The 19,335-nt window shown below is 65.8% G+C and carries 19 protein-coding genes and 1 other RNA gene; 8 read left to right on the top strand and 12 right to left on the bottom strand.

Annotated features, from left to right (window positions below; all coding sequences use genetic code 11):
* Positions 1–24: 24 nt before the first annotated feature.
* From mraZ to VHK65_16215, 6 genes are all read right to left on the bottom strand, one after another.
* Positions 25–465 carry a division/cell wall cluster transcriptional repressor MraZ gene (mraZ, locus tag VHK65_16240; GenBank protein ID HVS07697.1) on the bottom strand — a complete coding sequence of 147 codons (441 nt, stop codon included), beginning with the start codon at positions 463–465 and terminating at the stop codon, positions 25–27.
* Between the two features lie 806 nt (positions 466–1,271).
* Positions 1,272–2,606, bottom strand: a complete 1,335-nt coding sequence (locus tag VHK65_16235) for a hypothetical protein (GenBank protein ID HVS07696.1) — start codon at positions 2,604–2,606, stop codon at positions 1,272–1,274.
* Entirely contained in the window at positions 2,599–3,087 is a 489-nt protein-coding gene (locus VHK65_16230; GenBank protein ID HVS07695.1) for an RNA polymerase sigma factor, read from the bottom strand. Before VHK65_16230 ends, VHK65_16235 begins: the two co-directional genes overlap by 8 nt.
* 67 nt (positions 3,088–3,154) lie before the next feature.
* Positions 3,155–3,535, bottom strand: an RNA gene (gene rnpB, locus VHK65_16225) — RNase P RNA component class A.
* Positions 3,536–4,776: 1,241 nt separating this feature from the next.
* On the bottom strand, positions 4,777–5,637 hold the full coding sequence (gene rnhC, locus VHK65_16220; GenBank protein ID HVS07694.1) for a ribonuclease HIII: 861 nt from the start codon (positions 5,635–5,637) through the stop codon (positions 4,777–4,779).
* 134 nt (positions 5,638–5,771) lie between these two features.
* A complete protein-coding gene (locus VHK65_16215) occupies positions 5,772–6,353 on the bottom strand; it encodes a hypothetical protein (GenBank protein HVS07693.1) in 582 nt (193 codons plus the stop codon).
* A gap of 53 nt (positions 6,354–6,406) precedes the next feature.
* On the opposite strand from VHK65_16215, the gene pdhA reads away from it, so the two are divergent.
* The 4 genes from pdhA to VHK65_16195 are packed head-to-tail and all read left to right on the top strand — an operon-like array spanning position 6,407 to position 10,892.
* Complete coding sequence (gene pdhA, locus VHK65_16210; protein ID HVS07692.1) at positions 6,407–7,492, top strand: pyruvate dehydrogenase (acetyl-transferring) E1 component subunit alpha; 1,086 nt, start codon at positions 6,407–6,409, stop codon at positions 7,490–7,492.
* Positions 7,492–8,460: an alpha-ketoacid dehydrogenase subunit beta gene (locus VHK65_16205; GenBank protein HVS07691.1), complete on the top strand. Its 969-nt coding sequence runs from the start codon at positions 7,492–7,494 to the stop codon at positions 8,458–8,460. The genes pdhA and VHK65_16205 overlap by 1 nt, the downstream gene beginning before the upstream one ends.
* Positions 8,453–9,658 (top strand): dihydrolipoamide acetyltransferase family protein, encoded by a 1,206-nt coding sequence (locus VHK65_16200; protein ID HVS07690.1) that lies wholly within the window; start codon positions 8,453–8,455, stop codon positions 9,656–9,658. Before VHK65_16205 ends, VHK65_16200 begins: the two co-directional genes overlap by 8 nt.
* The gene (locus tag VHK65_16195) at positions 9,651–10,892 is read left to right on the top strand and encodes a LeuA family protein (GenBank protein ID HVS07689.1); all 1,242 of its coding nucleotides are present in this window, start codon (positions 9,651–9,653) and stop codon (positions 10,890–10,892) included. Before VHK65_16200 ends, VHK65_16195 begins: the two co-directional genes overlap by 8 nt.
* Positions 10,893–10,928: 36 nt before the next feature.
* Here VHK65_16195 and VHK65_16190 read toward each other — a convergent pair whose 3' ends face one another.
* Complete coding sequence (locus VHK65_16190; protein HVS07688.1) at positions 10,929–11,354, bottom strand: hypothetical protein; 426 nt, start codon at positions 11,352–11,354, stop codon at positions 10,929–10,931.
* Between the two features lie 105 nt (positions 11,355–11,459).
* Positions 11,460–11,759, bottom strand: a complete 300-nt coding sequence (locus VHK65_16185; protein HVS07687.1) for a hypothetical protein — start codon at positions 11,757–11,759, stop codon at positions 11,460–11,462.
* A gap of 248 nt (positions 11,760–12,007) precedes the next feature.
* Between VHK65_16185 and VHK65_16180 the strand changes: the two genes are divergently transcribed.
* From VHK65_16180 to VHK65_16170, 3 genes are all read left to right on the top strand, one after another.
* On the top strand, positions 12,008–12,460 hold the full coding sequence (locus VHK65_16180) for a hypothetical protein (GenBank protein HVS07686.1): 453 nt from the start codon (positions 12,008–12,010) through the stop codon (positions 12,458–12,460).
* A 105-nt stretch (positions 12,461–12,565) separates the two neighbouring features.
* The gene (locus tag VHK65_16175) at positions 12,566–13,762 is read left to right on the top strand and encodes an HD domain-containing phosphohydrolase (GenBank protein HVS07685.1); all 1,197 of its coding nucleotides are present in this window, start codon (positions 12,566–12,568) and stop codon (positions 13,760–13,762) included.
* Entirely contained in the window at positions 13,759–13,968 is a 210-nt protein-coding gene (locus tag VHK65_16170; GenBank protein ID HVS07684.1) for a hypothetical protein, read from the top strand. Before VHK65_16175 ends, VHK65_16170 begins: the two co-directional genes overlap by 4 nt.
* A gap of 5 nt (positions 13,969–13,973) precedes the next feature.
* Here VHK65_16170 and VHK65_16165 read toward each other — a convergent pair whose 3' ends face one another.
* Both VHK65_16165 and VHK65_16160 read right to left on the bottom strand, forming a co-directional pair.
* Positions 13,974–15,965, bottom strand: a complete 1,992-nt coding sequence (locus tag VHK65_16165) for an aconitase family protein (protein HVS07683.1) — start codon at positions 15,963–15,965, stop codon at positions 13,974–13,976.
* Positions 15,966–16,009: 44 nt separating this feature from the next.
* Positions 16,010–17,092 carry a 3-isopropylmalate dehydrogenase gene (locus VHK65_16160; protein HVS07682.1) on the bottom strand — a complete coding sequence of 361 codons (1,083 nt, stop codon included), beginning with the start codon at positions 17,090–17,092 and terminating at the stop codon, positions 16,010–16,012.
* A gap of 65 nt (positions 17,093–17,157) precedes the next feature.
* Between VHK65_16160 and VHK65_16155 the strand changes: the two genes are divergently transcribed.
* Positions 17,158–17,322, top strand: a complete 165-nt coding sequence (locus VHK65_16155; GenBank protein HVS07681.1) for a hypothetical protein — start codon at positions 17,158–17,160, stop codon at positions 17,320–17,322.
* Positions 17,323–17,332: 10 nt separating this feature from the next.
* On the opposite strand, the gene trpD is transcribed toward VHK65_16155, so the two are convergent.
* Together trpD and VHK65_16145 are read right to left on the bottom strand one after the other, a co-directional pair.
* Positions 17,333–18,373 carry an anthranilate phosphoribosyltransferase gene (gene trpD, locus VHK65_16150; protein HVS07680.1) on the bottom strand — a complete coding sequence of 347 codons (1,041 nt, stop codon included), beginning with the start codon at positions 18,371–18,373 and terminating at the stop codon, positions 17,333–17,335.
* Complete coding sequence (locus tag VHK65_16145; GenBank protein ID HVS07679.1) at positions 18,370–19,245, bottom strand: M55 family metallopeptidase; 876 nt, start codon at positions 19,243–19,245, stop codon at positions 18,370–18,372. The genes trpD and VHK65_16145 overlap by 4 nt, the downstream gene beginning before the upstream one ends.
* Between the last annotated feature and the right edge of the window lie 90 nt (positions 19,246–19,335).

Raw genomic sequence — 19,335 nt, 5'->3', positions numbered from 1 at the left:
TCGAGTCGAGGGCGGCCGCGTCGGTCACGTGCGCTGGGCACGTCGCCCCTCGGCCACCTGGTCCTGAATGCGCGTGTATTCCTCTGGTGTCGCTTCGCCGATGTGGCGCCACCCCTCGTCGTTCCAGATCTCGATCAAGTTGTTGACGCCAACGATCCAGGCAATGCCCGTGATGCCGGCGTACTGCCGCTGATCGGCGGACAGGACGATGCGTCCCTGGGCGTCGAATTCGCACTCGCGGGCGGCGCCGAACATCATGCGGGCGAGGCGCCGCTCCTCCGCCGGCGTCGCCGAGCCCAGCCGCAAGCCCTGCTCCTGCGCCCATTCCTGGGGCGGATAGACCTGCAGACAACCCTCGGCGCCCTTGGAGATGACGGTCCCACCTGGGAGTTGCTCCCGAAAACGGGCGGGAATCGCGACCCGACCCTTGGTGTCCACCGAGTGTCGGTAGGTGCCGAGGAACATCAGGAATCGTCACCGGCTGTCTCACTCTCCCCACTTTTCCCCACTTTGTGCCACCAGCACGCCGAACGCTACCACCGCGACAGGTGCCTGTCAACAAATTGGGACTAAATCTTGTGGGCTTGTGGGCGCACAGAAAAACAGGCCCTACATGTTGTGTCGTGGGATCGGTGCCCTAGGCCGGCGGAGGCGGGGCGACTGGCCCGGGCACGGCGCGCCGACGCCAATTTGCACCGTTCGCTCCGTCTGCCCCGCCCTGACGACGAGCGACACACAAGATGCCTGCGGTACCGAGTAGCCGCCAGGATATACCAGCCAGTCATCGCTCAGGACCCAGCGGCTCGAGGACGGCATTCTTTGCGTGGGTCCGCAGCCTGGAACGCGCAGGTGGCTCGTTGGTTTCGAGGGGCTGCCCCAGCCGACCGCAAGACGACCGCGCCACGCCTCAGGCACCACGAGGTCGAAGGATGCCGCGCGGCGGATGAGCAACGCATCCTTTGCGAACAGCTTTTCGTTCGGGTTGGAGTCTCCAGATGGACTTGCTTGCAGAGCTCGGCCGGTCGGGAGGGCGACGCTATCGAGAATGATGGACGACCCTGATGGAGGTGTCGGCTCGGAGGCGATCACGTCCTGGCAGCCAAGCACCGAAACACTATCTGTTGGTGTGGGAGATACCGTCGACGTGGACACACAGCCCGCGGCGGTCATGGCCAGCACGCTGAGAGCCAACGAGGCGAGACGCGCAAACACCCGCGGGGCGACGGCCATCGGCACAAGGATAAGACCGTGTGTCCTCCGGTAAGCCGCCGTTACGGCGTGAGCTGCATCGTCCAAGTCCCGCCGCCGTCCGAGGTCTTGATCAGCGTGATGCCGCCCGGCTCGCTGCCCAGCGCCCATCCAATCTCGGTCGTGACGAACTGGAAGCCCATGACACCCTGCGTCGATGGGATCGGCCCGACAGTCGACCAGTGCTGCCCGCCGTCCGAGGTGTAGAGGAGGCTATTGTTGGCTTTTAGGTTGACCGTCCAGCCGCGGCTCTTGTCGATGAAGAACACCTCGTACGCTTGCGCCGGCAGCGATGGCCCGGGCCGCCAGGAACCCCCTCCGTCGGTGGTCGAATAGACCACGCTCTCCGGCAGGCCACCCGACGAATAGGAGGTCAGCACGAAGACCCCGTTTCGAGCGTCGGAAAATCGCAGGCTGGTCATTTCGCACATGCAGGTTGCCCCCCATCCGGCCGGTGACGCGAGGGCGACGTTGCGCCAGCTTCGTCCCCCGTCATGCGTGACGTAGAAGAATGGACCACCCCCGGCACTGCAGGCACCCGGCAGCCAGCCCGTCGAGCTGTTCAGAAAGACCGGCACGCCCTTGCTGCAGGCGAGCGGAAGGTGGCCGGCGCTGCCACTGGTATCGGCCTCGGAGAGCTTGGTCCACGTTGTTCCACCATCGACCGTGCCGTAGAAGGCGACGCCCTGGGAACCCGCGGCACCGCCCAGGTTCATGAAGAGCCATCCGTGGCTACGGTCGACAAAGGAGAGGGAGGCCGGCCACCCCTGGTCCGCGGCGACTACACCAGCGTTGTGCCAGCTCTGACCGCCATCCGTGGTCCGGTAGACGTGCACACTGAAGTCGTTCGAGTCCGAGCCTGGCTGGAGGGACGACGCGACCCAGGCGTTGTTGCCATCGAGAAAGAAGGTGGTCCAGTTGCCGGGTGGCGCGCCACGCGGGCCGGCGTCATCCCAGTGGGACCCGCCGTCCACCGTCCGAAGAATCCGGTCGGTGCCTGAGCCGGCCGCCCAACCCGTGCTGGCGTTGATCATCCGCAGCGACACGGGCGGCAGCAGCGGATACGGCGCACCGCTTCTTGTCGGCGTCGGATAGGGAGTTGGCTTGGTGATCGGCGACGCGAACGGGGTAGCCGTCGGCGCAACGCCCACCGACTGGCGAGCGCGTTGGACGACGATCCCCAGCCCGATGGCGAGCACGAGGACGGCGGCCGCCGCGACGACCTGGAGCGCCCAGCCGGTTTTCTGTCGGGATGCGTCGCCGATGATGCGCGCGTCCATGCCCGCGGGCGGCGGCGTGCTGGCTCCTCGATGCAGATAGGCCTTGAGGCGCGGATCAAACTCGTCTGGCTTACCCATAGTTGAGCTCCTTTCGAAGGCTGGCCAGCGCTCGGGCAAGGTGGCTACGGGCGGTCCCCGGCTGGCATCCGATCAGCGCGGCGCATTCGTCGAGCGAGTAGCCGTATTCGTAGTGGAGCGTCACCACGGCGCGCTGTTGGTGGGTGAGGCGGCGATAGGATCGATCGAGGTCCAGATCGGGTTCATCGAGTTGCTGCGAAGGGACCGTGTGGCTGTCGGCGAGCCAGAGTCGGGGAAGCAAACGCCTGCGCGTCCGAATCGCGCGGCGTACGCAGATCTGGCGCAGCCAGGCGCTCCGCTTCGATGGATCGCGCAGCGCGTCCCAGGACCGCCAGGCCAGTTCCATCGTCTCCTGTACGGCATCCTCGGCTTCCTGCGCGTCCCGCAGGATGGAATAGGCAATGGCGAAAAGCCGGCCGCTCTCTGCATGGACGGCGGCTTCAAACCCTGGCGCAAGGCGCACCGGCTGCTCGTCAGCCATGATCACGAAACCCTAGAGCCGGCATCAGGACGTTTGGTTTACGTCCGGTGCAACGAAGTCGTTACGAAGAGTGAGTCCGCCGGTAAGCCGAGTTCTGTTCCCCGCTTCAGCCGGCAAAGCCGGCGCGCCGTAGGGCGGCAGTCATCCGTCTCGGTCGCCGGTTACCCGGCGACTCTAGCGACCTTACCCGAGGACCGGCCGAGCCAGCCGTATCGTCCTCCTATTCGGTCTTGCTCCGGGTGGGGTTTACCGAGCCAGCCGGTCTCCCGGCTGCTGGTGGGCTCTTACCCGCACCTTTTCACCTTCGCCGCCGCTCGCGCGACGGCTGTGTATTTTCTGTGGCACTCTCCTTCGGGTCACCCCGACCGGGCGTTACCCGGCACCCTGCTCTGTGGAGCTCGGACTTTCCTCGACGGGACGATCCCGGCGCGACTGCCTGGCGGACTCACCGGAAATGTTATACCCAGCCGTTTTCGGAATCAGCAGCGGCGTCAGCCCGGCGGCGAGCAGCAGGAACCCCGCGGCCACGCCGATCGCCAGCGTGAGCCCGACATGGATCAGGGGACCCGACATCGCCGACCCAAGTGGCGTCCCGGCAAAGTTCAGCGACATCGAGACGGCGAAGGCTCGCCCGTACCAGGCGGGATCGGTGCGACGCTGCCGCATCGAAAACAATGCGATGTCGGCGGGACCGTTGGCCAGCCCCAGGAACGTCATAGTGGCGGCCGCCACAAGGACATTGCCCGTTAATGCGAGGACGCCCATGCCGAGCCCGCTCGCGAGGGTGGCGACGCCGAGCATGAAGCGTTCTCGGCCCTCGCTACTGTAGCGGCCGAAAAAGAAGACAGAGACAGCCGATCCAAGCCCAAGCAACGCCCACAGCTCGCCGACGAGCGCCGCGTCGCCCTGCACCCGCTCAAAGATCATGACGGGCAGCGCCACGATCAAGATGCCAAAGCCGACATTGATCAGTGACACCACGATGGCCAAACCGCGCAACGATGCGTTTCGGACCACAACGTAGAGCAGCCCATCGCGCGCGTCGGCCAGCACCGAGGTTGTCCCTCCGCGGGTCAGCGGTTCCGCAAGCCCGGATAGCGAAAGCGCAGCAGCGATGTAGAACGCGGCCGCGGTGAGCAAGGCGACCCGTGGTCCGAATCCGGCGGTGAGCCCGCCGGCCAGCGCCGGACCCGCGGCGCCGGTCACCGCGTAGGCCATGCTGTCCAGCGCGTTCGCGCGATCCCAGAGCCGGTTGGGGACGATCAGCGGCAGCAACGAGCGCGCCCCGCTAGTGCTGAGCGGGTACGTGAGGGCGGCGACCGCGACGATCGGCAGGAGCACCACGGGGGTCAGCCGTCCGGCCGCGTCGAGGCCGGCAATCAGGAAGAGGCCGAGCGCGCCGATGGTGTAGTCGAGGATGATCAGCCGCACCCGGCCATGCCGATCGAGCAGGGCGCCGGCAATCGGGCTGACGGCAATCCCTGGTGCGATGGCGAGGAAGACGGTCAGGCCGGCCAGCGTCGGGGAGTGGAAGCGCTGGAGGACGAAGAGTACGAGCGCCAACTGCATCATCGCGTTGGCCGTCCGCGCGAGGACGACACTACTCGCCAACCTGGGGAAGGTCGGGATTCGAAAGAGCTCGGGATAGGTCGTGCGCGTGTCGGATGGCACGACTGTCTAGCTTACGGACTAGGACGTTGTTCCAGCCAGAACCTTTTCCATTGTCTTGAAGGAGACTTTCGCGTAGTTCTTCAAACCTTCGGCGCCCATGCGGCTGACCAGCAGTTTGCCGGTGTCGATCACTTTCGGCGACGCCCCTTTCGGCACGGTCAGCCCGAGTGTTTTTCCGGCCTGGTCGAGCCAGTGCAGGAACGCGTCGCGGGCGAGGATCGACGCCGCAGCGACCGCCACGTCAGCTTCGGCGCGATGCATCTGGAGCACGGGAACGCCGCTAAGACGCGTATCGACCATCAAGCGGCTCTCGATGTATCGCTTGTCTCCGAACTGGTCGCTGAGGATGAACGTCGGCTGGAGCCCGTGACCGATCAGGTCTTCGATCACCCGGGTGTGGGCCCAGGCCAGCAGCGTGTTGAGGTTTTTCCCTTCGCTGCGCATCTGCTTGTAGAGCTCGTTGTAGCGTTTGGGGGCCAGCATAATCACGGCACGTTTGTCGGCCTCGACGACGGCGCGGATGTCGGTCGCGAGTCCGCGCAGTTCCCGATCGCCGACGAGCTTGCTGTCGCGGACGCCAAGGGTCCGCAGCAGCTTGGCCGTCCGCTCATCGACGTAGACCCCGGCCGTCACCAGCGGACCAAAGAAGTCGCCTTTTCCCGCTTCGTCCGTGCCGATGTGCGGCTCGGTCTCCGGCGGCGCTTCGGCCGGCGCCGACGTGGGTGGGCTTGCGTGAGCCCGCTTTGGGGCGACCGGCTTCGCGACCGACCTCGCGATGGCGACCGCGTGGTCGAAGGCCGGCGCGTGGCCAGCGATGACCAGCTTGCCCGATTGGTACATGATCGCCGTCGCTTGGCTCGTCCCCTCGGACAGCTTCACCCGCCAGGATTCGTACGGACCGGGCGGGAGCTCGGCTCCTTGCCGGCCGCGAAACTGTTCCAGGAGCTTGGGCTGATCAGCCTTCGCAACGGCATAGGTGGCGGTAGGCCGAGCTTCCCGTTGCGCCAACGCGATTATTTGGTGGTGGACGTGGTGGTGGTTGCCGTGGTGCGCGATCGCGCGCGAAAAAGCCGGCCCTCTTCGCTGCTGACGAATTTGATCGCCCCCTGCACCTCAGTGACGACCTTATTCCAGAACCGGTCCGCCGCATAGTAGAGCCCCAGCACGGCGGCGATGAGGATGGCGAGGTCGATACTGCTCCGGCCGGCGGGCAGCCAGTACACGTCTTGCAGGTTGAGCCAGAGGGCGTACTCGTCGATGACGAGCGCGGCGCCGATGCCAAAGGCAAGCCCCAGCCACGCGTGCAGCCGTTGCGACCAGAACATGATTCCGAGGAAGCCGATGATCAACAGGATCACGATTCCCCAGACAAAGTGATGGATGTGGAGCCCGCTGCTGGTCACGACGTTCTTGACGGGCAGGATGTGATAACGGATGCCAAACGTCAGCAGGCGCAGAAAGACGAATGTGCCGATGAACGCCACCCACATGCGCAGCGCCGCCTCGCGGCGGTAGTCGACGTGCCGCTGGTAGGCGGCGACGATCTTCCTGCGAAGGTGGAAGCCCCGGAAGATGTTCAGCTTCGCGATGTTCATGTGGACCGTCAGAGGCGTCGCCAATATAACTCCGGTATAGGATATTCCCGGCAATGGCGGACGTGGTTCGAGTCGTCGCGGCGGACGACCCGGTGCGCGCCCTTTTCTCACCGGCCGGCGAGCTGACCGCTGAAGGAAGGAGCCGCCTGGGGCTGGACGCCGCGGCGCTCCGCGAGCTGTACCGAAACATGGTGCTGATCCGTCGTGCGGACCAGGAGGCGCTGAACCTACAGCGGCAGGGTGAGCTCGGCCTGTGGGGTCAGTTCCTCGGGCAGGAGGCAATCCACGTCGGCGCCATGACGGCCCTTCGAAGTGAGGATTGGGTCTTCCCCAGCTACCGCGAGTTTGGTATGGCGATGATCCGGGGCATCGACCCCGCCGACATGCTGACACTGTTCCGTGGCCTCTCCCACGGACCGTGGGATCCGCGCAAGTACCACTTCGCACCGCTCGCCATTCCGGTCGCGACCCAGGTCCCCCATGCCGTCGGGTTCGCGATGGGCTGCCGGCTGAAGCACAGCGACGAGGTTGTGCTCTCCACTTTCGGGGATGGCGCCACCTCAGAGGGCGACTGGCACGAGGCCATGAACTTCGCTGGCGTCTTCAAAGCGCCGGTGGTCTTCCTCTGCCAGAACAACTACTGGGCGATCTCCGTCCCGCTGTCGAAGCAGACCGCGGGGTCCATCGCCGAGCGCGCCCAGGGCTATGGGTTTCCCGGCATCCGCATCGACGGCAATGACGTCCTCGGCGTCTACGCGGCCGTGCGGGCCGCCGCCGCCCGCGCGCGCCAGGGTGAGGGCCCGTACCTGATCGAGGCGGTGACCTACCGCATGGGCGCGCACACCAGCTCCGACGATCCAGCGCGATATCGAACGGACGCCGAGCTGCAGGCCTGGAACGCCAAAGATCCCATCGCCCGCTATCAGGCCTGGCTCGTGCAGCAGGGCATCATCGAAGAGGGGACCGTCAAGGCGATCGCGGACGCGGCCGAGTCGGCCGCCCAGGCGATGCGCTCGCGGCTGCTCGCGCTGCCCACGCCGCCGCCCGGCCAGGCGATCTTTGGCCGTGTCTATTCGAACCCGCCGGAGTCCTTCCTTCGGGAACGCGAAGAATTCGAATCCTCCCTGGAGGGCCCGTAATGGAAGCGGTGACGATGGCGAAGGCCATCAACCTCTCGCTGCGTGATGCGCTGAGCCGCGACGACAACGTCCTCATCTTTGGCGAGGACGTGGGCGCGCTCGGCGGCGTCTTTCGGATCACCGACGGGTTGCAGAAGGCCTTCGGTGAAGAGCGGGTGTTCGACACCCCGCTCGCCGAGTCGGCCATCATCGGGGTCGCGGTCGGCCTGGCACTGCGCGGCTTCCGGCCCGTACCGGAGATCCAGTTCGACGGCTTTATTTACCCAGCGTTCGAGCAGATCGTCAGCCACGTCGCCAAGTACCGAAATCGTTCCGGGGTCTCGCTGCCGATCACGATTCGCGTCCCCTTCGGTGGCAACATCGGCGCGGTCGAGCATCACTCGGAGAGTCCTGAGGCGTACTTCGCGCACACCGCCGGCCTGAAGGTCGTCACGCCGTCGACGCCCGGCGATGCCTTTGCCCTCCTCCAGGCGGCGATCGACGACCCGGACCCGGTGATCTTTTTCGAGCCGAAGGCGCGCTACTACCTCAAAGAAGAGATCGACCCCGCCGCTCGCGTGCCCATCGGCAAGGCGCGGGTGGCGCACGAGGGCTCCGGCGTTACGGTGATTGCCTACGGGCCCACCGTGAGTATTGCGCTTCAGGCGGCGAAAACGGCGGCGGCCGAACAGATATCGATCGAGGTCATCGACCTTCGCAGCCTGTCGCCGCTCGACATGGACACGGTCATGGCCTCGGTGCGCAAGACGCATCGCGCCGTGGTCGTGCACGAGGCCCCCGTCTTTTGCGGGTTCGGAGCCGAGGTCGCTGCCCGCATCAGTCATGACGCCTTCGACTTTCTGGAGGCGCCGGTGGCGCGCATCGGCGGGTTGAACGTCCCCTATCCCCCAGCCCGCTACGAGAAGCTCTATCTGCCGGACGTCGACCGCATCCTCCAGGCGGCCGACGCGGCGCTGGCTTATGGCTGATCAGACGTTCCGATTGCCCGACCTGGGCGAGGGTCTCACCGAGGCCCAGCTGGTGACATGGCGCGTCGAGGAAGGCGCGCAGGTCGAGGTCAACGCGCCGCTCTGCGAAGTCGAAACGGCAAAGGCCGTGGTCGTGATCCCGTCGCCCTGGGCCGGGACGATTCAAAAACTGCATGCGCGGCCCGGTGAGTCGGTTGCGGTGGGTGAGGCGCTCGTGACGATCACGTCCGCCGAGGTGACCCCGGCTGAGGCTACGCCGGGGACACTCGTCGGTTACGGACCCGGGGCGCCCGAATCTGGCATTCGGCGCAAGGCGCGAACCGCGGTGGCGTCAGTCCCGGAGAGCAGCAGCGATACGCGAGCGGCGCCTTTCGTCCGCCAGCTCGCGAAAGAGAAGGGCGTCGACCTGGCGCAGGTTACGGGAAGCGGCCCGGGCGGCCGCATCACGCGAGCCGATGTCGAAGCGGCGGCATCGTCACCGGCCGCGGTCTCATCGACATCGACGGCCGCACCACCGACGGATGGCGAGCGGCGCATCAGCGTAGTCGGGATCCGCAAGGCGATCGCCAAGCAGATGCTGCGGTCGGTTTCCACGATTCCACAGTTCACCGAGTTCGCGATCTTTGACGCCACCAACTTGATGGCGGCCCGCGAGCAGCGAAAAGCGAGCGGCCGCTCGATGACCCCTCTCCCCTATTTCATCGCGGCCGTGGTGAAGGCGGTTCACGCCTTTCCCTTGATGAACAGCTCATGGGATGAGAGCCGCGACGAGATCATCGTGAAGCAGCCGGTCAACGTCGGGATCGCGGTCAATACCGGCCAGGGGTTGCTGGTGCCGGTCCTCCGAGGCGCAGACCAACTCGAGCTCAGCGCGATCGCGGAAAAAAGCGCCCAGCTGATCGAGGGCGCGCGCGCCGGAACGCTGCCACCCGGCCAGATGAGCGGCGGAACCATCACCGTGACGAACGTCGGCGCCAGCGGCCCGGTCGAGACCGGCACGCCGATCATCAATCCGCCGGAGTGCTGCGTCGTCGCCTTCGGCGCCATCAAGCCGCGGCCGATGGTGGTCGACGGCAACGTTGTCGCCCGCAGCGGCGCCTGGATTTCGATCTCGGTCGATCACCGGATCGTTGACGGGGCGCTGGCGACCGAGTTTCTCACCGCGCTGGTCGCTGAGCTCGAGACGATCAGTGCCTGACGAAGCGCAGCTGATTTACGACTGGAACACGGTCGACGCGCCGCCGAAGCCGGCCCACCCCGTGGCGATTCACGATGAGACGCTGCGCGATGGCATCCAGGGTCCGTCCGTGCGCGACCCCGATATCGAACACAAACTGCGGTTCCTGCACCTTGCCGATGAGCTCGGTGTCGGATCGATCGACCTCGGTCTTCCAGGTTCTGGCCCACGCGCGGTCGCGGACGTGGAACGGCTGGCCGAGGAGATTCGCGACCAACGCCTGCGCATCAGGCCGCTCTGCGCGGCACGCACGCTCGAGGTCGACATCCGGCCGGTGGTCGAGATCTCGCAGCGCGTCGGCATCCCGATCGAGGTCGCGGCCTTCATCGGCTCCAGTCCGATTCGCCAGTACGCCGAAGGCTGGACGATCGACCAGATGGTCGACAACACGCGCAAGGCCGTCCGTTTCGCCCGGCAGAACGAACTGCCCGTGCTCTATGTCACCGAGGACACGACTCGGGCTCAGCCCGAGACGCTTCGCCGACTATTTGGCACCGCGATCGAGGAGGGCGCGGCGCGCGTCGCCGTCTGCGATACGGTCGGCCACTCGACGCCGGAGGGCGCCCGGGCCGTCGTCCGCTACGTCCGACGGATGCTGGACGAAATGAAACCCACCGTTGGCCTTGACTGGCACGGCCACAGCGACCGCGGTCTCGGCGTCATCAATGCCATCGAGGCGGCCATTGCGGGCGCCGACCGCATTCATGGCTGCGCGCTCGGTCTTGGCGAGCGCGTCGGCAACACGCATTTGGATCTGCTGCTCGTGAACTTTCGCCTGATGGGCTGGATCGACACGGATCTGACCAAGCTTCGCGAGATGGGCGACGTTATCGCCGAGGGCACCGGGATGGCGATCCCGGCGAATTATCCGGTGCTCGGTAAAGACGCCTTTCGCACAGCAACCGGCGTCCACGCCGCTGCTGTTATCAAGGCCATGCGCAAGGGCGACGACTGGCTCGCGAACCGCGTCTATTCGGGTGTCCCCGCCGAGCTGTTCGGCTGCGAGCAGGTGATCGAGATCGGGCCGATGAGTGGGGAATCGAACGTCGTCTTCTGGCTGGAGCAGCACGGCATCCAGCCGCGGCCCGACCTGGTTGGCGCGATCATCGAGCGCGCCAAGCAGGGCAATCACCTGCTCGACGAGGTCGAGATCTACGCGGTGGTCAACCAGCGATCGGCGAAAACCGCGTCTTGACTGGACAGGCCACTGAATACGGTCCGTCAGGTGAGGTCATGGCAGGTGCCTGAGATGCCTCTCGTTCTCTTTAGCCTCACGTACCAAGGCAGGGAACCTGTTGCGTTCCTTCCCCGATAGGAACGGCTCGCCAAATCGTTCGAGATCGGAACGCAAATGACGAAAGCCATCAAGAGGATCGTCGGAGAACCCCGGGTATGCGGTTTGGTCGGCCACGCCGAGGAGACCCATGTACTGCTTATGGTCGAGTGAGTCGTCAGCGATTCGGTACTTCACGATACCGAGCGCCCATCTGAAGTGGAGCTCAACCGACTGTTCGCCCTTTCGGTAATAGCCGATAGCAAATTCGCCACCGGATCCTTGTTGCGGTTCCTCGAGTTCAAACCGGTAACCACGAGGCACAAAGACAGGATCGAGGATTTCTTGACCCTGTCGCAGCCAGTCGAGTGGGCTAGCACTCATGGTGCGAAACGGTACAGCGACTCAACGGGCGGGACCGCCGCGACTCCTACGTTGCTGGCAGCCTGAATAGTGTTCACTGAGTGTGTGCCGACTCTTCGCTGCGAGCTAACCCGCTGGGTGGCCGATGAGCCACAGCCTGGATGGGTCGAAGCTCGGATCACTGATGCCCTGGGCCGACCTTGGATGTTCGTAGACAAGCCGCCCATTTTCACGAGCCAGGCAATTACGCAGACAACTGTATTTCCCATCGATTCGGGCATTCGGTGCGAAATCCTTGCGCGCCACCAGAGGGACGATGGGCAGGTAGTCGTCGAAATCAGCACAGCTGACGTCGACTCGACTGACGGAGAGCATCGCTTCGAGGTCAAGGCCGACCAAGTCTTCGAGTAGCCTCAGGCTACGCATTGTGATCTCTTGGCTCAGGACACGGACGTTCGTGATTGCGCCGCGACGTCGAATGACCTTCTCAAGGAGTGGCGATGACCACTCCGAAATGGTCCGATCGCGGCATCGCCGGCAACTGGATGCGAAACGTCGCGTTATTTTCCGAAACAGCGCTGGTTTTTGCTTGACAGAACCCGCGTTCGGTGTTACGTGTCGTTGGCCAATCCTTCGACGATCGCTCAGGAGGCATTTCGTTTCGGGGGTAAGCGGTGGGTCAACCGCGCGTTGAGTCGTTTTCGTTCACGCCGAGCGCACACCTTGACGCAGCGCTCCGCGAACTGAGAGTCCACGCGGCATGGCGGCGGCCGCTCCGACAACAGATCATCGTCCCCTTCTTGCTGCTGCTCGTCTTTGTCGCCGTCGTGGGTGTAGCGGCGCTGACGTACCAGGCCACCAGCGCCGGCATGGCGGGCTTCGACCAGAGCCTCGTTCGCGCCAGCGTGCAAGCAAACGACAGGCTCGCCACCCTCGAGGCAGGCCGGCTCAACGACCTCCGGGCCGTGGCCGCCAGGCCGGGCCTCGCGGTCGCACTCGCAGCCGGCGACGGACCCCGCTTGTCGGGCTTGTATGCCGCTGACGTCGCGACGGCACGCGCCGGTCGAGTGCTGATCCGCATCCTTGACGCGCAGGGGAAACGCGTGCTGTCAATCCCAGACGACTGAGCCCCAGCGCCGGACCTGCCAGCTATCAGACAAGTACTGACGGGGACGAACGACGGGCGCGGTGATAAATACCTGGCCGTTCTGCGTGAGAGCGCAGGGCCGGTTGTGTACTGGGCCGCCCCCATCAGGGACCCACACGGCGACGTCGTGGGCGCGGTTCTCCTGGGTGAGTCGATCGCCGACATCGCGGCGGAAATCCACGGGACTGACGCCGGCCGGCTATTTTTCTACGGCCTCAACGGCCAGCCGCTGGAGGGGTCGCTGCCAGTGCTCAGCCGTGATGTTCGCCAGTCCGTGACATCGGACCACTTGATGCGGGTGAGCGCCACCGCCAACGGACACACCTACGCAGTCGCGGTCGCCGACTGGACGATGCGCGGCGAGCGCTTCGGATACCTCGGAGTCGGACTGCCCGCGGATGGCGTGGCCGACAGCGCCCTCAGGTTGCGCATCATTCTCCTTTTCGTCTTTGTCGGGACAGCTCTGGTGGTCCTTGCGGTCGGTGGGCTGCTCGCGAGGCGGATCTCGCAACCATTGGAGCGGCTCGTCAGAACGGTGGCCGCCGGCGACCTCAGCGACCGAGCTCCGACTGGCGCCGCCGATGAGGTCGGCTACTTGACCTCTTCGTTCAACGTAATGACGGCCAGCCTCGAAGAGAAGACGAAGGCACTGGAGACCACAGCATTCGCCAGCATCGAGGCGCTGGCGCGCGCCATCGACGCGCGCGACCCGTATACGTACGGTCATTCCGCTCGGGTAGCGAGGTTGAGCTTCGAGCTCGCCGACGAAATGGGACTACCAGCGGATGAGCTCATCGCCCTGGGCCGCGCCGCGCTTCTCCATGACATCGGGAAAATCGGCGTCGAGGATCGCGTCCTTCGTAAGCCAGGGCCACTGGATAAACGGGAGACGGCGGCAATGCGCGAGCACCCAGTCATCGGGTACGAGATGCTCAAGGGCCTGCATTTCCTGGAGTCGAGCCTCGAGGGAGTGCGCCATCACCACGAGCATTGGGACGGTAGTGGATACCCGGACGGTGTCAAGGGGGAGAACATCCCGCTGGCCGTCCGCATCCTAGCGGTCGCGGATGCGCTCGACGCTCTCACCTCGGACCGACCCTATCGCGTCGCCATGAGCTTTCCGGCCGCCCTGCGCACCATCGAGGCCGGAATCGGTTATCAGTTCGATCCGGCCGTGGTCCGCGCCCTGCGATCGCGCAGCGCGTCGATCGCGGCGCTTCTGACGGTGATGGGCAAGCCCCGTGCCATGTCGCTGGAAGTCATCAAGGAGCCAGCTGGATGAGTCAGTTGCGGTCGCGCCTGCAGGTCCTCGGCGCAACGGTCATCGCGGCCGGACTTGTTTGGGTCAGCGGCACACTTGCGTCCGCCCTGCCGCAGTCCGAACGCGTGCATGCCGACGTGCACTCGGCCCGCGTCGTCGACTACGCGACGGACGTGGTGGCGCCGGGGTCGCGCTTCATCCACACCCGGCCGACGTACGACCAATAACTGGGCTAGATCGAGGCGTCGAAGCGCTCCGGGTTCCATTCGATCCCGAGCGCGGTTGGTCCGGCCATGTAACCGAGGAGGGCCGACGAGGCGACGACCGCGGGGCTCGCGAGGTAGCCGAGGCCACCAACGCCCATTCGGTTCTGCCAGTTGCGGTTGAACGACGTGATCGCAACCTCACCTTTCTTCAGGGCATCCGGCCCCTGGCCGAAGCACGGGCCGCACCACGACTCGCGGATTTCCCCGCCGACGGATCGCAGCACCGACGCGATCGACTCGCCGCCGAGGCGTGGCTCGGGGTTTTCGATATCGCGCTTGACGCCGCCCGACCCCGGAAAGATCACGAAAGTCTTAGGCGCCTTTTCGAAGCCGTGCTCGCGCCCGGCGCGGAGCACCAGCGCCGCTTCGAGCAAGTCGTCGTATCCGCCGTTCGTGCAGGAACCGATGAAGGCCTTATCGAACGCCAGCTTTTCCCGAGCGACTTCGTCCGCCGGAAAGGCATTGCCCGGTGCGAACGGCTTGGCGATAAAGGGCACCAGCTCAGAGAGGTCCAGCGTCTCGTCGATATCCCAGGCCACCTGGTCGCCGGGCTCGAAACGCGGATAGGGCAAGTTGCCGATGCCCTTGCGCCGGTACCAGTCGAGCGTGACCTCGTCCGGCGCGAAGATGCCGTTCTGCGCCTCGGCCTCGGCCATCATGTTCGCGACGGTATTGCGATACGGAATGGGCAGCTGGCGTTCGGCGTCGACGAACTCGACGCTCATGCCTTGCGCCTGGGCTTTCCCCCAACGGCGCAGCAGCGCCAACACGACGTCCTTACCGCTGACCCATGGACGCAACCGGCCCGTAAAGACCACGCGACGGCGCTTGGCCGGCGTGAAATAGATGTAGCCGGTCGACCAGCCGAAGCCGAGCTGCGTGCTGCCCACGCCGGTGCCGACGGCGCCGTACGCGCCGTAGGCGCGACTGTGCGAGTCGGCGCCAGGGATGAACGACCCGGGCACGACCAGGCCCTGCTCAGGAAAGTAGAAGTGGAAGATCCCATCGCCAGGCGTGGCGTAGTAGGGCTTGGTGATCTCGTGCAGCTTCGCGAAATCGCGCCCAATCGAGGTCTGCTTGTCGTCGGCGTTACGGCCGGAAAACACGAAGTGATCGTTCGCGATGGCGGCCTGCCGAGGATAGATCGTGTCGCCGCCGGTGATCTGGTTGAACGTATGGATCGTAAAGGGCGCGGTGCCGTCCGAGGCGGGCAACAGGTCGCACCAGACGCGCAACGTGCTACCCGGCCGCACCTCAGCATCTTTGTCGACACGATGGGCCCAGACGACCTGCTCCGTACTGGACAAACCGCGGGCTGTTTGACGATCCGGCCACTCCACGCGGGGCACGCGTTCGATGGATTCGGCGAACTCGCGCCGTCCGACCGCGATGATCCCACCGGACCGACGGATGTTCTCTTCGACGGGCGTCAGCGGCACCGGCTCGTAACTCTTGCCACGCGTCTCGTTCGTCAGCCGGCGGGTCTTCGAATCGAAGGTCAGCACGTCGCCCTCCTGCGCATCTTCCGAAGCCGCGCGGCTCTGGACGACGTGCAGGCCGAGATTGAGCGCGTTGCGCCGGAAGATGTCGCCCACGCCGTCGCCGCAGACGATCACGATCTCGAGTCCGGCTTCTTCGGCGATCGCTTTGAGTCCCGCCGGGCTCATCTCGCGCGACGACCCGATGCCGAAGCGTTCGCCGGCGATCACGAACGTCTCGCCTCGATGCACCCGTCGCCGAAAGTCGGGCATCAGGTAACGGAAGGTGCCGACCTTCCAGCGCTCGTCGAGTCGGTCGAGGCTCTCCGAAACGCAGTCGTCGGCTGGTGTGATCTGGTCGGTGTCGATGGCGTCGAGCTTCTTCCCCGGAATCTTCGGGTCCCAGAAGATGAGCGCGCGACCTCGGACCAGGTGACCGCTGTCCTGCGACCGGTCGACCGGCTTGGTGGCCGGGCTCACCGGTGATGCGGCGCCCGGCTTACGGCGAGGGGGCTGGATCGTGTTCAGGAGGGACGCGATGACCCAATTCTCTCAAGTCGCTCGAGCACGGCATCGGCGGCGGCCGTCGTGCTCAGCGCACCGCCCAGGTCCTTCGTGGTGCGCCGGTCACCCGCCGCCGCCATCACGGCGTTTTCGATCTGGCTGGCTCCGGCCTCATCGCCGAGGTGGCGCAGCATCATCGCGCCGGCGAGGATGGCCCCCACCGGATTGGCGATGCCTTTGCCGGCATGCTTCGGTGCCGACCCGTGCACGGGTTCGAAGAGGCCGCGGCGGTTGTCTGGATTGATGTTCGCCGAGGGCGCCTGGCCGAGTCCGCCAACAAGTTCGGAGGCCAGGTCGCTCAGAATGTCGCCGAACATATTGGACGTCACGATGACGTCGAAGCGGGATGGATCCTTCACGAGTTGCATCGCCGCCGCGTCAACGAAGAGATGCTCCGCCTCGATCTCGGACGCGCCCTGCCGCTCCAGCGCGAAGACGCGTTGCCAGAGGTCGTGCGCGTGATAGAGCGCATTGCTTTTGTCGACCATCGTGACGCGGCCTCGATGGCCGGCCGCCCGGCGCCGCCGCGCCAGCTCGAATGCGTAATGAATGATGCGTTCGACACCCTTGCGGGTGTTCACGTCCTCCTGGATCGCGATCTCGTCCGGGGTCCCCCGCTTGAACTGCCCGCCGATGCCGACGTAGGCACCCTCGGTGTTCTCGCGGACGACGACCAGGTCGATCGACCCGGCATCGCGTAACGGCGTCAGACCGAGCGCGAGCAGCCGAGAGGGCCGCAGGTTGACCCAGAGATCCAGCTCGAATCGCAGGCGCAGGAGCAGCCCGGCCGCATACTGCGGGTTTAGCACCCGCGGATCGCCGACGGCGCCCAGATAGATGGCATCGGCCGCCTGGAGCTCGGCAAAGACCGCGTCAGGGATGATCTCCCCCGTTTGCAGGTAGCGCTCGGCCCCCAGGTCATAGCTCACAAAATCCAATTGGGTACCGGTGACGGCGGTGACGGCTTCCAGGACCCGCAGACCCTGGGCGATGACCTCGGGACCAATGCCGTCGCCCGGGATGACGGCGATCCGAAACGGCATCGGCTACAGCATAATCGGCCGCGATTTGGAGAAGGTTTTCACGCCTTTGGCCGATACCCTACATAGTGCTGACGGAAGAAAAGGCCCTGAGCGCGGCGCTGGGCAAGATGCGCCGCCTTCGCCGGGTTCGGCGGCTTTCGGGGCTTACCTACTGGGCGGCCTGGGGATTCGTCGGCCTGGTCTGTCTCCTATTGCTGGCCGGCGGCATCGCCGGGCTCGCTTCCAGCTAGAAGCCCCCGCCTAGCCTCGCCCAGAGGGGAAGGAACTCGTTGTGGTCTTTGAGGTCTCGACCAGGCGGTCGAGAACCTGCCGGGCGCGACCGCTATCGAGTGATTCCCGCGCCACCGTCAACGCCTGGGGCCAGTCGTCCGCCCGCCCGGAGGCCAGCACCGCCGCCGCCGCATTGAGCAGGACGACATCGCGGCGCGGGCCGCTCTCCCCTTCGAGAACGTGCCGCAACAAGTTGGCGTTTTCGGGCGGCGTGCCGCCGCGGAGGTCCTCGGGCCGCGAGCGGCTGAGCCCGAGGTCCGCAGGGTCGAGTTCGTACTCGCTGATCTGGCCGTCCTTCAACTGAAAGACCCGTGAGCGGCCGGTGGTCGTCAGCTCGTCGAGACCATCTTCGCCGTAGAACACCAGGGCCCGTTCGTGGCCGAGGTCCTTCAGCACGCGGACCATCAGCGGTGCCAGTGAGGCGGCGCCAACGCCCAGGGCCTGTCGGCGCACCCGGCCGGGATTCGCCAGCGGGCCCAGGACATTGAAGACGGTCCGGACTCCGAGCTCCTTGCGGGCCGGGCCGGCGTGACGCATCGCTGGATGGAACGTTGGCGCGAAGCAGAAGCCCATGCCCGCGACGTCGATGCATCGCCGCACGCCGCCGGCGTCGAGGGTGATGTCGACACCGAGGGCCTCGAGCACATCGGCGCTGCCGCACCGGCTGGACGCCGCCCGGTTTCCGTGCTTCGCCACGGGGATACCCGCTCCCGCCGCGACCAGCGCCGCCGCCGTCGAGATATTGAACGTCCCGGCGCGGTCTCCGCCGGTCCCACATGTGTCGATCGCCCCGGGTGGCAGGTCGAGTGGCGTGGCATGCGCGCGCATCGAGTCGACGAAGCCGGTCATCTCCTCGACCGTCTCGCCCTTCGCTCGGATGGCGATCAGCAGGCCGGCGAGCTGTCCCGTCGTCACTTCGCCCGCCATCACCTGGTCCATGACGTCGCGCGCCTGGTCGCGCGTGAGCGCTTTCCCCTGCAGCAGTTGTTCGATCGCCTCGGGCAGCGTCATGGGCGTGGATACTGGTAGGCCGCGGGCGTGGCCATGACGAGGAGCGCCAGCAGCATCCGATAGCACGTCTGGAAATCGGGTGTTCGATAACGGACCGTCCGCCCACCAGCGCGCTCGACCTCGGGGAGCTGGACACAAAGGTCAGCCATGTTGGCGTTCATCCAGTCGATTTCGAGCGTGAAAGGTCCCTTCGGTTGATAGAGGGGCCGCCCGGCCTGTTCGGAGTAGGCGCGATAGGCACCGGCCTCGATGCGCCGGCGGGCCTCGGCCGGGTGCAGCGAACGCGCAGCCTGGCGGCCGAGCGCCTCCTTGACGACGACGCCTTCGATGCCGGGTAGCTCCACGGCGGCTTCCTCGATGGTGGCCTGATCCCCCGTGATCAGGCCGGTGCGGACCCCGAAGGTACCGGCGAGCGCCGCGTTGAGGGTCGCCTCGCTCTGGGCCCGACCATTGATGCGCAGTGCGTAGACGGTGCGACCGCCGTAGGTGTGATCCATGATGGCGCGCTCGCGTCCAACCGAGGCGTGATAGCCGACGAAAAAGGCGACCTCGAACGTCGGATCGAGCCCCGCCCCCATCGAGTAGGGCTTGTCCGCCCCGCTGATGACGTCCACGCCCTCATCGAGCTCGTCGAGGACGAAATTGCGCATATCACCATGCGAGTCATTGACCACAAAGCGGGTGGCGCCGGCGCGCCGCGCCCCGGCGACCGCGGCGTTTGTCTCCGCCGTCATCAATCTGCATGACCGCTCGTATTCCGGCATGCCACGGATGACCTGTTGCAGGTGCACGATGCCGGCCATTCCCTCCATGTCGACGGAGATAAACACGCCGTTGCGCTCCGACACGGAACTTCGCTGCCTGGTAGCCAAGGCGCTCCCATTCTAGGGACGGTCGCTCAAGGCCACTGCAGGAGCAAACGTTTGGCAGATCCGGAGGCTGACCAGTGGCTTCGGCCTGAG

The sequence above is a fragment of the Candidatus Dormiibacterota bacterium genome (assembly GCA_035544955.1).
Classification (GTDB): Bacteria; Chloroflexota; Dormibacteria; order CF-121; family CF-121; genus CF-13.
This window is presented reverse-complemented; position numbering and strand designations above follow the sequence as displayed.

Excerpts from the sequence above, each read along its gene's own strand:
- mraZ (HVS07697.1), bottom strand. The coding sequence starts at position 465 with ATGTTCCTCGGCACCTACCGACACTCGGTGGACACCAAGGGTCGGGTC.
- VHK65_16185 (HVS07687.1), bottom strand. The coding sequence starts at position 11,759 with ATGCGTAGCCTGAGGCTACTCGAAGACTTGGTCGGCCTTGACCTCGAA.
- VHK65_16230 (HVS07695.1), bottom strand. The coding sequence starts at position 3,087 with ATGGCTGACGAGCAGCCGGTGCGCCTTGCGCCAGGGTTTGAAGCCGCC.
- VHK65_16190 (HVS07688.1), bottom strand. The coding sequence starts at position 11,354 with ATGAGTGCTAGCCCACTCGACTGGCTGCGACAGGGTCAAGAAATCCTC.
- VHK65_16200 (HVS07690.1), top strand. The coding sequence starts at position 8,453 with ATGGCTGATCAGACGTTCCGATTGCCCGACCTGGGCGAGGGTCTCACC.
- VHK65_16160 (HVS07682.1), bottom strand. The coding sequence starts at position 17,092 with ATGCCGTTTCGGATCGCCGTCATCCCGGGCGACGGCATTGGTCCCGAG.
- VHK65_16235 (HVS07696.1), bottom strand. The coding sequence starts at position 2,606 with ATGGGTAAGCCAGACGAGTTTGATCCGCGCCTCAAGGCCTATCTGCAT.
- trpD (HVS07680.1), bottom strand. The coding sequence starts at position 18,373 with ATGACGCTGCCCGAGGCGATCGAACAACTGCTGCAGGGGAAAGCGCTC.
- pdhA (HVS07692.1), top strand. The coding sequence starts at position 6,407 with ATGGCGGACGTGGTTCGAGTCGTCGCGGCGGACGACCCGGTGCGCGCC.
- VHK65_16205 (HVS07691.1), top strand. The coding sequence starts at position 7,492 with ATGGAAGCGGTGACGATGGCGAAGGCCATCAACCTCTCGCTGCGTGAT.
- VHK65_16215 (HVS07693.1), bottom strand. The coding sequence starts at position 6,353 with ATGAACATCGCGAAGCTGAACATCTTCCGGGGCTTCCACCTTCGCAGG.
- VHK65_16170 (HVS07684.1), top strand. The coding sequence starts at position 13,759 with ATGAGTCAGTTGCGGTCGCGCCTGCAGGTCCTCGGCGCAACGGTCATC.